Source organism: Nitrospirillum viridazoti CBAmc, from assembly GCF_000730165.1.
Lineage (GTDB): Bacteria > Pseudomonadota > Alphaproteobacteria > Azospirillales > Azospirillaceae > Nitrospirillum > Nitrospirillum viridazoti.
The window spans coordinates 16,859-30,060 of record NZ_CP022110.1 but is presented as its reverse complement, the minus strand read 5'-3'; the positions used below and the strand labels follow the sequence as shown (position 1 = coordinate 30,060).

At 67.5% G+C, this 13,202-nt stretch carries 12 protein-coding genes; 11 read left to right on the top strand and 1 reads right to left on the bottom strand.

Annotated features, from left to right (window positions below):
- Nucleotides 1-7: 7 nt before the first annotated feature.
- The 9 genes from Y958_RS00145 (at nt 8) to Y958_RS00105 (ending at nt 11,260) form a co-directional block, all read left to right on the top strand.
- Entirely contained in the window at nt 8-2,860 is a 2,853-nt protein-coding gene (locus Y958_RS00145) for a [protein-PII] uridylyltransferase (protein WP_088870422.1), read from the top strand.
- Between the two features lie 189 nt (nt 2,861-3,049).
- Entirely contained in the window at nt 3,050-4,606 is a 1,557-nt protein-coding gene (gene murJ / locus Y958_RS00140; protein WP_088870421.1) for a murein biosynthesis integral membrane protein MurJ, read from the top strand.
- A gap of 95 nt (nt 4,607-4,701) precedes the next feature.
- Nucleotides 4,702-5,700 (top strand): tryptophan--tRNA ligase, encoded by a 999-nt coding sequence (gene trpS, locus Y958_RS00135; protein ID WP_088870420.1) that lies wholly within the window; start codon nt 4,702-4,704, stop codon nt 5,698-5,700.
- 146 nt (nt 5,701-5,846) lie between these two features.
- Complete coding sequence (locus Y958_RS00130) at nt 5,847-6,770, top strand: sulfite exporter TauE/SafE family protein (protein ID WP_004271490.1); 924 nt, start codon at nt 5,847-5,849, stop codon at nt 6,768-6,770.
- Between the two features lie 23 nt (nt 6,771-6,793).
- On the top strand, nt 6,794-7,513 hold the full coding sequence (locus tag Y958_RS00125; RefSeq protein WP_088870419.1) for a TIGR02186 family protein: 720 nt from the start codon (nt 6,794-6,796) through the stop codon (nt 7,511-7,513).
- Nucleotides 7,514-7,554: 41 nt separating this feature from the next.
- Nucleotides 7,555-8,067 (top strand): universal stress protein, encoded by a 513-nt coding sequence (locus Y958_RS00120; protein WP_040842786.1) that lies wholly within the window; start codon nt 7,555-7,557, stop codon nt 8,065-8,067.
- Nucleotides 8,068-8,444: 377 nt separating this feature from the next.
- Nucleotides 8,445-8,999 (top strand): NifU family protein, encoded by a 555-nt coding sequence (locus Y958_RS00115; RefSeq protein ID WP_004271492.1) that lies wholly within the window; start codon nt 8,445-8,447, stop codon nt 8,997-8,999.
- 465 nt (nt 9,000-9,464) lie between these two features.
- Entirely contained in the window at nt 9,465-10,508 is a 1,044-nt protein-coding gene (locus Y958_RS00110) for a glucosaminidase domain-containing protein (RefSeq protein ID WP_186291195.1), read from the top strand.
- A 161-nt stretch (nt 10,509-10,669) separates the two neighbouring features.
- Nucleotides 10,670-11,260 (top strand): malonic semialdehyde reductase, encoded by a 591-nt coding sequence (locus Y958_RS00105; RefSeq protein ID WP_088870417.1) that lies wholly within the window; start codon nt 10,670-10,672, stop codon nt 11,258-11,260.
- A 36-nt stretch (nt 11,261-11,296) separates the two neighbouring features.
- On the opposite strand, the gene ddpX is transcribed toward Y958_RS00105, so the two are convergent.
- On the bottom strand, nt 11,297-11,878 hold the full coding sequence (gene ddpX, locus Y958_RS00100) for a D-alanyl-D-alanine dipeptidase (protein WP_211098501.1): 582 nt from the start codon (nt 11,876-11,878) through the stop codon (nt 11,297-11,299).
- Between the two features lie 62 nt (nt 11,879-11,940).
- Between ddpX and tsaB the strand changes: the two genes are divergently transcribed.
- Both tsaB and Y958_RS00090 read left to right on the top strand, forming a co-directional pair.
- Nucleotides 11,941-12,708 carry a tRNA (adenosine(37)-N6)-threonylcarbamoyltransferase complex dimerization subunit type 1 TsaB gene (gene tsaB / locus Y958_RS00095; protein ID WP_088870416.1) on the top strand — a complete coding sequence of 256 codons (768 nt, stop codon included), beginning with the start codon at nt 11,941-11,943 and terminating at the stop codon, nt 12,706-12,708.
- Complete coding sequence (locus Y958_RS00090) at nt 12,708-13,196, top strand: GNAT family N-acetyltransferase (RefSeq protein ID WP_244909307.1); 489 nt, start codon at nt 12,708-12,710, stop codon at nt 13,194-13,196. The genes tsaB and Y958_RS00090 overlap by 1 nt, the downstream gene beginning before the upstream one ends.
- Nucleotides 13,197-13,202: the final 6 nt, after the last annotated feature.

Below are 13,202 nucleotides of genomic sequence, written 5' to 3'. Positions count from 1 at the left end.
CCGCGCCATGTCCCCTGTCGCCAAAACCGCCCTGACCAAGCCGGACTCCGCCCCGCTGGATGAAACCGCCTTGCCGGAGGCGCTGCCCACGGCCGAGGCGCTGACCACCCGCATGGCCAACCTGGCGGATGGTGACCTGCGGCCGGACGCCCTGCGCGCCGGCATCCTGGCCCTGATGCGGCAGACCCTGGACCAGGGCCGCGCCCTCATCCGCCGCCGGCTGGAAAATGGCGGCCGGGGGGAAGTCTGCCTGCGCGAGGCCACGGCCCTGACCGACGCCATCGTCGTGTCGCTGGCCGATTTCGCCCTGCACCGCGTCTTTCCCACCGCCGGTCCGACGCGCGGTGAGCAGTTCGCCGTGGTGGCCACCGGTGGCTATGGCCGCAAGGAGATGGCGCCCTTCTCCGACGTCGACCTGTTGTTCCTGCTGCCCTACAAGCGCACGCCGCGCATCGAGCAGGTGGTGGAATACGTCCTTTATCTGCTGTGGGACATGGGCCTGAAGGTCGGCCATGCCGTGCGTTCGGTGGATGAATGCGTGCGCCAGGCCCTGGCCGATATCACCATCCGCACCAGCCTGCTGGAGGCCCGCTTCCTCTATGGTGACGACAAGCTGTACGCGGAGTTCCGCAAGCGCTTCACCAAAGAGGTGGTGGCCAACACCGGTCCCGCCTTCATCGAGGCCAAGCTGGCCGAGCGCGACAGCCGCCACCTGAAGTTCTGCGACAGCCGCTATGTGCTGGAACCGAACGTGAAGGAAGGCAAGGGCGGTCTGCGCGACCTGCAGACCCTGTTCTGGATTGCCAAGTACGTCTATCAGGTCGACAAGGTGAAGGATCTGGTGGCCAACGGCGTGCTGCTGGCCGAGGAGGCGCAGCGCTTCGCCAAGGCGCAGAACTTCCTGTGGACCTGCCGCTGTCACCTGCACTACCTGACCGGCCGGGGCGAGGATCGGCTGACCTTCGACGTGCAGGGTGAGATGGCGCGGCGGCTGGGCTACACCGACCACGCCGGCACCAGCGATGTCGAACGCTTCATGAAGCACTATTTCCTGATGGCCAAGGACGTGGGGGATCTCACCCGCATCCTCTGTGCCACCCTGGAACAGGAAAGCCAGCGGCCGCCCCGCTTCGCCTTCCTGCGGCGTGTGAAGCCCAGCGAGTTGGAAGGCTTCGTCATCGACAACGGCCGCCTCAGCATCCGTGACGAGCGACATTTCCGCGACAAGCCGGTGGACATGGTGCGCCTGTTCCGCGTGGCGCAGTGGCATAACCTGGACATCCATCCCAAGGCGCTGCGGGCGCTGGCGCGCTCCATCTCCACCTTGGGCCCCAAGGTGCGCAATGATCCGGAGGCCAACCGCCTGTTCCTGGAAATCCTGGGGTCGCGCAAGGATCCCGAGGTCACGCTACGCCGCATGAACGAGGCCGGGGTGCTGGGCCGTTTCCTGCCGGATTTCGGCCGGGTCGTGGCGCAGATGCAATACGACATGTACCACATGTTCACGGTGGACGAGCACACGCTGTTCGCCATGGGCATCCTGCACGACATCGAGAAGGGCAACCTGAAGGACGAGGTGCCGCTGGCCTGCGAGGTTATTCATACCCTCAGTTCCAAGCGCGCCCTGTCGGTGGCCCTGCTGCTGCACGACGTGGCCAAGGGCCGGGGCGGCGACCATTCCATCCTGGGCGCCAAGGTGGCGGAAAAGCTGTGCCCGCGCCTGGGCATGACTGAGGAAGAGACGGAGACGGTGGCCTGGCTGGTGCGCCAGCACCTGACCATGTCCATCGTCGCCTTCAAGCGCGACCTGGATGACGAGAAGACCATCCGCGACTTCGTCGATATCGTGAAATCGCCGGAGCGCCTGAAGCTGCTGCTGGTCCTGACCGTGGCCGACATCCGCGCCGTGGGCCCCGGCCGCTGGAACAACTGGAAAGCCACGCTGCTGCGCCAGCTGTACTGGCGGGCGGAGGAAATGATGTCCGGCGGCGTCGTCGGCGCCGATGGGCGCGAGGCGCGCATCGTCAACGCTCAAGGCGCGTTGCGCGCCCAGTTGACAGATTGGGCGCCGGCCGATGTCGACCACCATCTGGCGCTGGGCTACCCCAACTACTGGCTGGCCTTCGACCCGCCCACCCTGGCCCAGCACGCCCGCCTGATCCATGAGGCGGAGGCGAAACAGGCGCCGCTGACCATCGAGACCCGCTACGACCCCGGCCGCTCGGTGACCGAGGTGACGATCTACACCGCCGACCATGCCGGCCTGTTCTCCCGCTTGGCGGGGGCCATGGCGCTGGCCGGCGGCGACATCGTCGACGCCCGCATCACCACCATGACCAACGGCATGGCGCTGGACGTCTTCTCCCTGCAGGGGGCGGGGCCCAGCGGCACCCGCTTCGACAGCGGGGAAAAGCGCACCCGCCTGAAGTCCTCGGTGGAAAAGGCGCTGGCCGGCGACATCAAGCTGGCACCGGAACTGGCCAAGCGCGCCTCGCCCCTGCCGTCGCGCACCCGGGTGTTCCGCGTGCCGCCGCGCGTGCTGGTCGATAACAAGGCCAGCGCCGGCTACACCGTCATCGAGGTCAACGGTCGCGACCGGCCGGGTCTGCTGTATGACCTGACCCGGGCGCTGACGGCGCTGAACCTGCAGATCGCCTCGGCCAAGATCTCGACCTACGGCAACGCGGCGGTCGACGTGTTCTATGTGAAGGACATTTTCGGCCTGAAGGTGGCGCACGAGGCCAAGCTGACCCAGATCCGCAAGGAACTGCTGGCCGTGCTGGACGAGCCGGACCCGGCTGCCGAACAGCCCAAGGCCAAGCCGGCCGCCCGGCGCCGCACCGCGGCGGCGGCGGAGTGAGGTCAACGACGTGCTGCGTGGTCTGGGCCTGTTTCAGTTTTCCCTAGGCCCCGACCGGGGCCGCCGGAGCTTTTCGGGGAGCGTCAGCGGACTGAAAAGTGAGGAAGCCAAGTCGGCGGATGCCGGCGCCCGGCGCCTGAGGAAACATGAAAACTGGTACCCTCGCCAGTTTTCATATACTCCGCGACCATGAGCTTCGCGCGCGCTACCGCCACCGTTGGCGGCCTCACCCTCATCTCCCGCGTCGGCGGGTTCATCCGTGACCTGCTGACCGCCTGGGTGCTGGGGGCGGGGGTGTCGGCCGATATCTTCATCGTGGCGCAGCGCCTGCCCAATTACTTCCGTTCCATGTTCGCGGAAGGGGCCTTCACCGTCAGCTTCGTGCCCATGTACTCGGCCGATCTGAAGGCGCGGGGGCGGGGGCCGGCGGACCAGTTCGCCGACCAGGCGCTGTCCTTCATGGTGCTGGTGCTGCTGCCCATCACAGCATTGGTGATGATGGCCATGCCCTGGGTGATGCTGGGCTTGGCCAGCGGCTACGCCGACCAGCCGGAACACTTTTCCCGGTTGGTGGAGCTGGGGCGCATCACCTTCCCCTACCTGATGTTCATCTCCATCACCGCCCTGCAGACCGGCGTACTGAACGCGCTGGGCCGCTTCGCGCCGGGGGCGGCGGCGCCCATCGCCTTCAACATCTGCATGATAGCGGCGCTGGGCTGCACCGTCTGGCTGCATCTGGAGGCCAATCTGGGCCAGGCCTGGGGCCTGACCATCTCCGGCATGGTGCAGATGATCTGGCTGGCGGTGTCATGCCACCGGGCGGGGGTGGCGCTGCGCATCACCTGGCCGCGCCTGACGCCGGATCTGAGGCGCCTGTTCCGCCAGATGGTGCCGGGTGCCATCAGCGCCAGCGTCATCCAGATCAACCTGATCATCGGCACGCACGTGGCGTCGCTGCTGCCCTCGGGCTCCATCTCCTACCTTTATTATGCCGACCGCCTGAACCAGCTGCCGCTGGGCGTCATCGGCATCGCCATCGGCACCGCCCTCCTGCCCACCCTGTCCCGGCATGTCCAGGGTGGGGAACGGGACGCCATCGACCACCATGTCAGCCGGGGTATCGAGTTCGGCCTGCTGCTGGCCCTGCCGGCGGCCTTCGCCCTAGGCCTGGTGCCGGAGCCCATCTACAAGGCGCTGTTCCATGGCGGCCGCTTCGGCCTGGCAGAGGCGCACCAGACCGCCCTGGCCCTGGCCGTCTACGCCCCCGGCATCCCGGCCTATGTCGCGTCCAAGGTGCTGACGGCCATCTATTTCGCCCACCAGGACACGCGCACCCCCATGCGCATCGCCATCGCCACCCTGGTGGGCAACATGGTCCTGGCCACGGTGCTGGCGCTGTACACGCCGCTGGCCCATGTCGGTATCGCGCTCGCCAGCACCATCACCGCCTGGGGCAACATCGGCCTGCTGGCCCTATCGCTGGCCCGTCGCGGCTGGCTGCGGCTGGACCGCCAGCTGCTGACCCGGGCGCCGCGCATCCTGGCGGCCAGCCTGGTCATGGCAGGCTGCCTGATCCCCCTGGCGACGGTGCTGGATCCGTATTTCGTGGACAGCGTCTGGGTGCGCGTGCCGGCGCTGGCGGTGCTGGTGACGGCGGGCCTGACGGTCTACGGCATCGCCGTGGTGGCCCTGCGCGGCGTCGTCATTTCCGACTTCCTGGCCCGCCTGCGGCGTAGACGGAAGTGAGGCGGCTGAGGGGACCGCCCGGCCCGGCTTGACCGCCAGGGGGCCGGGGCCCTACCTTCGCCATCCGGTTTTATCTTCCTGCCAAGGCCATATCCATGAACCGCATCTTCTCCGGCATGCAGCCGACCCGCCTGCTCCATCTCGGCAATTACCTGGGCGCGCTGCGGAACTGGGTGGCCTTGCAGGACCAGTATGAATGCATCTTCTGTGTCGTGGATCTGCACGCCCTGACGCTGCCGCAGGACGCGCCGACGCTGACCAAGAACATCCGCGCCGTGGCCGCAGCCTACATCGCCGCCGGCATCGATCCCGACCGCAACCTGATCTACAACCAGTCGGCCGTGTCGGGTCATTCCGAACTGGCCTGGATCTTCTCCTGCCACACCCCCATGGGCTGGCTGAACCGCATGACCCAGTTCAAGGAGAAGGCGGGCAAGCAGAAGGACATGGCGGCCCTGGGCCTCTACGCCTATCCCGTGCTGATGGCCGCCGACATCCTGCTGTACAAGGCGACCCACGTGCCGGTGGGTGAGGACCAGAAGCAACACCTGGAACTGGCCCGCGACATCGCCGGTGCCTTCAACCGCTTCTATGAGAAGGACGTGTTCCCCCTGCCGGAACCGCAGATCCTGGGGGAGGCGACCCGGGTGATGAGCCTGCGCGACGGCACCAAGAAGATGAGCAAGTCGGACGAGTCCGATTACAGCCGCATCAACCTGACCGATGACGCCGACGCCATCGCCCTGAAGATCCGCAAGGCCAAGACCGATCCGGAGCCGTTGCCGGCCACGCTGGAGGAATTGGCTAAGCGGGCCGAGGCCGACAACCTGGTCACCATCTACGCGGCGCTGGAGAACATCTCCAAGCAGGACGCCCTGTCCCGCCACGCCGGCGCCACCTTCTCCGCCTTCAAGGCCGATCTGTGCGACCTGGCGGTGGCCAAGCTGTCGCCCATCACCGACAAGATGAACCAGCTGCTGGGCGACCCGGCCGAGCTGGACCGGATCCTGCGCAAGGGGGCCGACAAGGCCAATGAGATCGCGGCCCGGACCATGGCCGAGGTGAAGGACATCGTGGGCCTGCTGCGGCCCTGAGCCGCGCAAAGGTTCGGTACTTTGAGATCAACGGCATGGGACCTGTTCCCGTGCCGTTTTTCTTTGGGCGCGACGGCAAGGGCCATGGCCCGCGTGCCGCCGCTCGGGTAGAGTTGGACCCGTGGCCGGCACGCCTTAAGGGTCCCATGCAAATCTACCTGCCGATCGCCGAGATGTCGGTCAACGTCTTCTGGGTCCTGGGCCTGGGGGCCATGGTCGGCTTCCTGTCGGGCCTGTTCGGCGTGGGCGGCGGCTTCCTCATGACGCCGCTCTTGATCTTCATCGGCGTGCCGCCGGCGGTGGCGGTGGGCACCCAAGCCAACCAGCTGGTGGGGGCCGGCGTCTCCGGCGTTATGTACCATTGGCGCAAGCGCAACGTGGATGTGAAGCTGGGCCTGGTGATGCAGGCCGGCGGCATCGTCGGCACCGTGCTGGGCGTCATGCTGTTCGGCATGTTGCAGCGCCTGGGCCATATCGACCTGGTCATCTCCCTGTCCTACGTCATCTTCCTGGGCGGCATCAGCGGCCTGATGCTGATGGAAAGCGTGCGCGCCCTGTTCCGTGGCCGGCGCAAGGGGGCGACGAGGGGCAAGCTGCACCACCACACCTGGCTGCATGGCCTGCCGTTCAAGATGCGCTTCCCCCGCTCGCGCCTGTACATCAGCGTGCTGCTGCCGGTGGGCATCGGCTTCATCGGCGGCGTGCTGGTGGCCATCATGGGCATCGGCGGCGGCTTCCTGCTAGTGCCGGCCATGATCTACATCCTGGGCATGCCCACCACCCTGGTGGCCGGCACCTCGCTGCTGCAGATCATCCTGACCACGGCGGTCGCCGCCGTCCTTCAGGCCGCCACCAACCACACGGTGGACATCCTGCTGGCCATGATGCTGCTGATCGGTGGCGTGCTGGGGGCCCAGTTGGGCTCGCGCGCCAGCGGCTATCTCAAGGGCGAACAGGCCCGCGCCCTGCTGGCCCTGACCGTGCTGGGGGTGGCCGTCAAGCTGGCAGTGGACCTGGTGCTGACCCCGGACGACCTCTATTCCATCACCACTACGGCGGGCCCGAAATGAGGGCGCGGCGCTGGGGCGGGGCGATGGCTGTGCTGGCGTTGCTGGCAACTTGGACACCGGTGCGGGCCCAGACCCTGGTGGCCGACCTGTCCAGCCACTTGATCGCCATCACCACCGGCTTCACCGGCACCGACGTTGTGCTGTTTGGCGCCATCGACCAGCCGGGCGACGTCGCCGTGGTGATCGAGGGGCCGGAAACCTCGCAGACCGTGCGGCGCAAGGACCGCATGGCCGGCATCTGGATCAACAACGAGACCCTGAAATTCTCCCACGTGCCTGGTTTCTACGGCGTCGCCAGCAACAAGCCGCTGGACGCGCTGCTGCCGCCGGCGGTTGCCCAGCGCCATGAAATCGGGCTTGATCATGTGCGCATGCTGCCGCGCGCCGACGTCGACGCGGCCACGGTGACGGAATTCCGCGCCGCCCTGATCCGCAACAAGCAGCGCGAGGGGCTGTACGGCACCGAAGTGGGGGAGGTGGTCTTCCTGGGCCAGCGCCTGTTCCGCACCTCCATCAGCTTTCCGGCCAACGTGCCGATCGGGCTGTACACCGTCAGCGTCTATCTCATCCGCGACCAGGACGTGGTGGGGGCTCAGACCACGCCGCTGGCCGTCAGCAAGATCGGCTTCTCCGCCGACATCTTCGACTTCGCCCAGCACAACGGCCTGGTCTATGGCCTGCTGGGCGTGCTGTTGGCGGTGGGCGCCGGCTGGCTGGCCGGCAGCGTCTTCCGCAAGGGCTGAGGCCTGTTCGTTCCAACCGTTGAGCAGAGGGGTGCTGTCCCATGTCCACCGAAGATCCCGCCTCCGCGCTGAGCGCCGCTCCCGCCGCCTGCCAGACCCGCATCTTCCTGGTGGTGGTGGATGAAACGGAGGAGATGACCGTCGCCCTGCACTACGCCGCCCGGCGGGCCCGCAGCACCGGTGGCCGCGTCGCCCTGATGCACTGTATCGAACCCGGCGACTTCCAGCACTGGGCGGCGGTGGAGGACCTGATGCGCCAGGAACGGCGCGAGGAGGCGGAGCAGCTGCTGCAGCGCCTGGCCCGCGACGTGGTGGACATCTGCGGCTCCCCCCCGGCGATCTACCTACGCGAGGGCGACACCCGCGACGAGCTGCTGGCCCTGATCGCGGAGGAACCCACCATCTCCATTCTGGTGCTGGCCGCCGGCACCGGCACCGCCGGGCCCGGCCCCCTAATCACCTATATCGTGGGCAAGATGTCCGGCACGCTGCGCATCCCCATCACCATCGTTCCCGGCTCGCTGAATGACCTGCAGCTGGATTTGATCACCTGATGCACGGCCGGACCGGTATTCTTGCGGTCGCGATATGGATGGGCGGCCTGTTTTAAAACTGTGACCGGGATTTTTAAAAGCGGTGATGGCGGTCATTCCGCTTTTGAAAATCCGACCTTTTAAAATCCACCAGCACTCGCAATCGCGGGCGCGGCATCGCGTCGCCAGAGGCACTAATTCCAGGCGTTTCCGAGGGTTTTCGCGGCTTGTTTTGCGGCCGTGCCAGTCCCGGCGCGGGGTCGTGCAGACCGGGTCTGTGACGGGACGCCTTGATATTGGCGGACAGTCGCCCCATTTTGGCTAAAATGCTGGTGCACATACGGCGCGCTGCCGTATTTTAAATCCGCATTTCCGTATTGTCTTTCAAGGTTTTCCGAATGTTCATCCAGACCGAGGACACCCCCAATCCGGCCACCCTGAAGTTCATTCCGGGCCGGGAGGTGTTGGCGCGGGGAACGGCCGACTTCGCCGACCGGACGGCTGCCGACCGCTCTCCCCTGGCGCAGGCGCTGTTCGATGTCGATGGCGTGGAACGCGTCTTCCTGGGCGGTGATTTCGTCACCGTTACCAAGGGCGGAAGCCAGGATTGGTTCACGCTGAAGCCCCAGATCCTGGGCCGGATCATGGAGCATTTCGCCGCCGAACGCCCCGTCCTGCTGGACGAGGCGGAAGACGGCCACAGCGAAGGTGAAGAAGAAGATTCCGAGATCATCACCCAGATCAAGGAATTGCTGGACACCCGCGTGCGTCCGGCCGTGGCGCAGGATGGTGGCGACATCACTTTCCACGGTTTCGACAAGGGCGTGGTCTACCTGACCATGAAGGGTTCATGCGCGGGCTGCCCCAGCTCGACCGCGACATTGAAGGCCGGCATCGAAAACATGCTGCGTTATTACATTCCTGAGGTTGTCGAAGTGCGCGCTGCCCGCTAGTATGCGCGCCGCCCACCCCCCGGATCGGAACGGGGAGGATGTTTGGTGGGCGGCACCTGATGGGAATTGGGACCGACAGAGACGTGTCCCCCCGACGGTGTAAGGTACCGTGCAGCCATGCCGGCCTGGAGAATGGCCCACATAGTGGCGGGCCCATTGGGCATGGCTGAACGGATTATCCCGGATTTGATTTCCGGCAGCAAAAACGTCCCATGGACGCGTACCCCGATCGCCCTATGTCCCTGAGCTGTGGACGCGATCGATGGGGCGGGCGTCTGGACGTTCCTCGGTAACTGTTCGGAGCATTCATTAATGGCGAAGGTCGACACTGCGGGGATTCCCGCGCAGCGCTGGCTGGCTATTGGTTCCGTGCTCGTGATGGTTTTCGCGGTGTTCCCGTTAACCCTCGCTGAGCTGGCGTCCGGAAGCGGTCCGCTTCTGGCACCCACCGGTTTTATCATTCCCGTGACGCGCCCGGCCGCCCCGGCCGTGGCCCAGGTGCAGCAACCCGTGACCGTCCAGCCCAAGCTGGACGCGCAGAACCTGCTAGCCCTGTTCAAGGAAAAGAATTTCACGCTAGACGAGGTGCGCACCGGCGAGCGTCCCGTGCCCCGCATTGTGCTGGCGGGCCTGCCCCGCGACTTGGGCAAGATGGACAGCGTGGACGACCGCAAGCAGATCTTCGTGAACACCATGCTGCCCCTGCTGCTGCTGGTGAATGAGGAGATCGAGCGGGACCGCGCCCGCCTGATGGCGTTGCGCGACAGCATGAAGGGCGTGCCGGCCGATGCCGCCGCCAAGGCGGCCGCCACTACAGCGCCCATCCCCGGCAATACCCCCGTCGGCGGCACGGTGGTGACCGCCGCCGTCCGTACCCCGGCCGCGGGCGTGACGCCCCACGGCGGCGCCGACCCGGCCCAAACCACCGGAACGCCCACACCCGGCGCCGCCATGTCGCCGCTGGATCAGGTGTGGGTGGCGCGGCTGGCGGCCCGCTACGGCATGGATCCCGCCCGCAAGATCGACCTGGACGCCCTGCTGCGCCGGGTGGACGTGGTGCCGGTATCCATGGCGCTGGCCCAGGCGGCAGAGGAAAGCGGCTGGGGCACCTCCCGCTTCGCCCAGCACGGCAACGCCCTGTTCGGCCAGCTGACCTGGTCGGAAGAGGAGAAGGAGGGCATCACCCCCCGCAACCGTCACCCCGGCGACACTTCGCGCTTCCGCAAGTTCGAGGATCTGCTGGAATGCGTGCGCGTCTACATGCAGAACCTGAACACGCACGACGCCTACGCCCAGTTCCGTGCCACCCGCGCCAGCCTGCGCCGACAGGGGAAGCCGCTGGACACCATGCTGCTGCTGAACACGCTGGATAAGTATTCCGAGCTGGGCCCGGTCTATGTGAAGGCCGTGCGCTCCCTCATCCGCACCAACAACCTGCGCGATTTCGACCAGGCTGTGCTGCACAACGAGCCGCAACAGATCGTGGTGCAGGTGAAGCGGGCCAGCTGACGGGCCCACTTGCACGGGCCCGCCCGCTCTCTTGACGGTTTCTTGATTTTCCGGGCGCCGCGAAGCCGGCAGTCTTGCGGCGCCCCAGATCCCCCGGCATGCTTCCCCCCGGCATGCTTCGGGGCCCCACCCGGACAATCACAGGCAGGAAACCGGATCCCATGAGCGAACCCTTGACCGAGGCAGGCAAGGACCTGCTGTTCCGTACCGCGCGCACCCAGAACGGCTGGATCGACAAGCCGGTGTCCGAGGCGCTGCTGCGCGAACTCTATGACCTGTTCAAGTTCGGCCCCACCAGTGCCAACTGCAGCCCGGCCCGCGTCGTCTTCGTGACCTCGGCCGAGGGCAAGGAACGGCTGAAGCCCGCCCTGTCCGGCAACAACACCGAAAAGACGATGAAGGCGCCGGTCACCGCCATCATCGGCCATGACTTGGCCTTTTATGACCAGCTGCCCCGGCTGTTCCCTCATGCCGACGCGCGGTCCTGGTTCACCAGCAGCGAGGAGCTGGCCCGCACCACGGCCTTCCGCAACGGCACCCTGCAGGGTGCCTACCTCATGCTGGCCGCCCGCTCCCTGGGCTTGGACTGCGGCCCCATGTCCGGCTTCGACAACGCCAAGGTCGATGCCGAGTTCTTCCCCGACAGCACGGTGAAATCCAACTTCCTATGCAACATCGGCTATGGCGATCCAGCCAAGGTCTTCCCACGCCTGCCGCGGCTGGAGTTCGAGGAAGCGTGCAGCATCGTTTGAGGTCTGACCGGACGGCCTGGGCGCTGGCTCGGGCCGTCACCCTCGGGCCGAAAGGCAGGGCCCCAGGGCGCCGTCGTCCACCAGCGGGTAGCGGTGGGCGTCGGGCAGTTGGTAGTGCCACCACTCCGGCGCGTAGTGCGTCCACCCCGCCACGGCCATGATGCCCATCAGTAGGGCGCGGTTGCGCTGGACCTCCGCCGGCACCGTATCGTCGGTGTGATAGGCGCGCGGACTCATGTCGTCGAAGCCCGTGCCCATGTCCAGCGGTGTGCCGTCGCCTTGAGCCAGGGTGAGATCCACCGCCACGCCGCGCGTGTGGTTTGAGCCCTCGCGGGGGTCGGCGATGAACACCGGATCCGGCAGGGCCCGCCACAGCGCCCACTGTGCCTGCGGCGGGCGATAGGCGTCGAAGACGCGCAGCCGCAGGCCCAGCGCGCCGGCGCGGGTGACGGCCCGGGCCAGGCAGGCGGCGGCGGCCGGATGTAGCAGGCAGGTCGGCCGGTTATATAGGGGGCTTCCCGTCAGGTTGTCGGCCGTGGCATAGCGAAGGTCGAGGTCGACGTCGAACCCCGTCCCCGGGGCGATGGTCATGAAATGCGGCTGGCCGGTGGGTGCCATGGTCGCGTGCTGCCTCGTTCGGGTATGTCTTGGGTTCGGGAACGTTCTAGGGAAACCGCCATATGGGCCAAACCAGCGCCAGCTCACCGGCCGACGCCTTCCTGCCGGGGCCCACGATAGCATTGGGCATCGACACTGCCACCAGCGTCTGCGCTGTGGCCCTGTGGCGGGTGGATCCCGCCACGGGCGAGTCCCGCGCCCTGGCGGCCAAGGCCGAGGCGCTGGCCCGGGGCCAGGCCGAGCGCCTGCTGCCCCTGGTGGAAGAGGTGCTGGCCGAGGCCGGACTGGATTACGCCGCCATCGACCGCTACGGCGTCACCATCGGCCCCGGCGCCTTCACCGGCCTGCGCGTGGGCTTGGCGGCGGCGCGCGGCCTGGCGCTGGCCGCCGGCCGTCCACTGATGGGTGTCACCGGCCTGCAGGCCTTCGCCCACGCTGCCGTTCATGGCCTGGGGGGGGCGGTGCCCGATGGCCGGCCCCTGCTGGTCGCCATCGACAGCCGGCGCGATGACGTCTACCTGCAGGCGTTCGACGCCGCCGGCGTGGCCCTGTCCGAACCGGATGCGGTGCTGCCGGCCGACGTGCCGGCCTTCGCCGCCCGTCTGGCCGGCATGCCGGTGCTGTTGGGCGACGCGGCGCCAGCGGTGGCGACGGTGCTGAGCGCTGCCGGCTGTGACCATTTGGTGGCCACGCTCTCCGCCGAGGGGCCGGCGCTGGCAGTGGCGCGTATGACGGCGCTGGCCATCCCGGCCGTGTTGGCTGCCCACCCGGCCAACCCCCTCTACATCCGGGCGCCGGATGTCACGGTGGCCCCGGGGAAACCGGGCTGATGGCGGCCGCCTGGCGGATCCGCCCTGCGCTGGCGGTAGAGGCCGAGGTGTTGGCGGCGGTGCATGCCCTGTGCTTCGCCGATCCCGACGTGGCCGGACCGGCTTGGTCGGCCCAGGCCATCGCCGACCTCATGGGCCTGCCGGGCGTGGCTGCCCTGATCGCGCAGGATGAGCAGGAACCCCTGGGCATGGCCCTGATCCGCACCGTGGTGGACGAGGCGGAGATCCTAACCATCGGGGTTACCCCCACGGCCCGGGGCCGGGGCCTTGGCACCGCCCTGACCCAGGCCTGTGTCGACACGGCCGCCGCCGCCGGTGCTGCCGCGCTTTATTTGGAAGTGGCGGAGACCAACGCGCCGGCCCGCCGTCTTTACGCCGCCACCGGCTTTGAACCTGTGGGCCGCCGGGCGAATTACTACCACCTTGGCGGCCAGCCGGTGGCGGCGCTGCTGCTGCGCCGCGCGATGGGCGCCAATGCCGTGGTGTAAAGCCGC

Excerpts from the sequence above, each read along its gene's own strand:
- Y958_RS00120 (WP_040842786.1), top strand. The coding sequence starts at position 7,555 with ATGTCCACCGAAGATCCCGCCTCCGCGCTGAGCGCCGCTCCCGCCGCC.
- Y958_RS00130 (WP_004271490.1), top strand. The coding sequence starts at position 5,847 with ATGCAAATCTACCTGCCGATCGCCGAGATGTCGGTCAACGTCTTCTGG.
- Y958_RS00125 (WP_088870419.1), top strand. The coding sequence starts at position 6,794 with ATGGCTGTGCTGGCGTTGCTGGCAACTTGGACACCGGTGCGGGCCCAG.
- Y958_RS00105 (WP_088870417.1), top strand. The coding sequence starts at position 10,670 with ATGAGCGAACCCTTGACCGAGGCAGGCAAGGACCTGCTGTTCCGTACC.
- Y958_RS00115 (WP_004271492.1), top strand. The coding sequence starts at position 8,445 with ATGTTCATCCAGACCGAGGACACCCCCAATCCGGCCACCCTGAAGTTC.
- trpS (WP_088870420.1), top strand. The coding sequence starts at position 4,702 with ATGAACCGCATCTTCTCCGGCATGCAGCCGACCCGCCTGCTCCATCTC.
- Y958_RS00145 (WP_088870422.1), top strand. The coding sequence starts at position 8 with ATGTCCCCTGTCGCCAAAACCGCCCTGACCAAGCCGGACTCCGCCCCG.
- tsaB (WP_088870416.1), top strand. The coding sequence starts at position 11,941 with ATGGGCCAAACCAGCGCCAGCTCACCGGCCGACGCCTTCCTGCCGGGG.
- Y958_RS00090 (WP_244909307.1), top strand. The coding sequence starts at position 12,708 with ATGGCGGCCGCCTGGCGGATCCGCCCTGCGCTGGCGGTAGAGGCCGAG.
- murJ (WP_088870421.1), top strand. The coding sequence starts at position 3,050 with ATGAGCTTCGCGCGCGCTACCGCCACCGTTGGCGGCCTCACCCTCATC.
- ddpX (WP_211098501.1), bottom strand. The coding sequence starts at position 11,878 with ATGGCACCCACCGGCCAGCCGCATTTCATGACCATCGCCCCGGGGACG.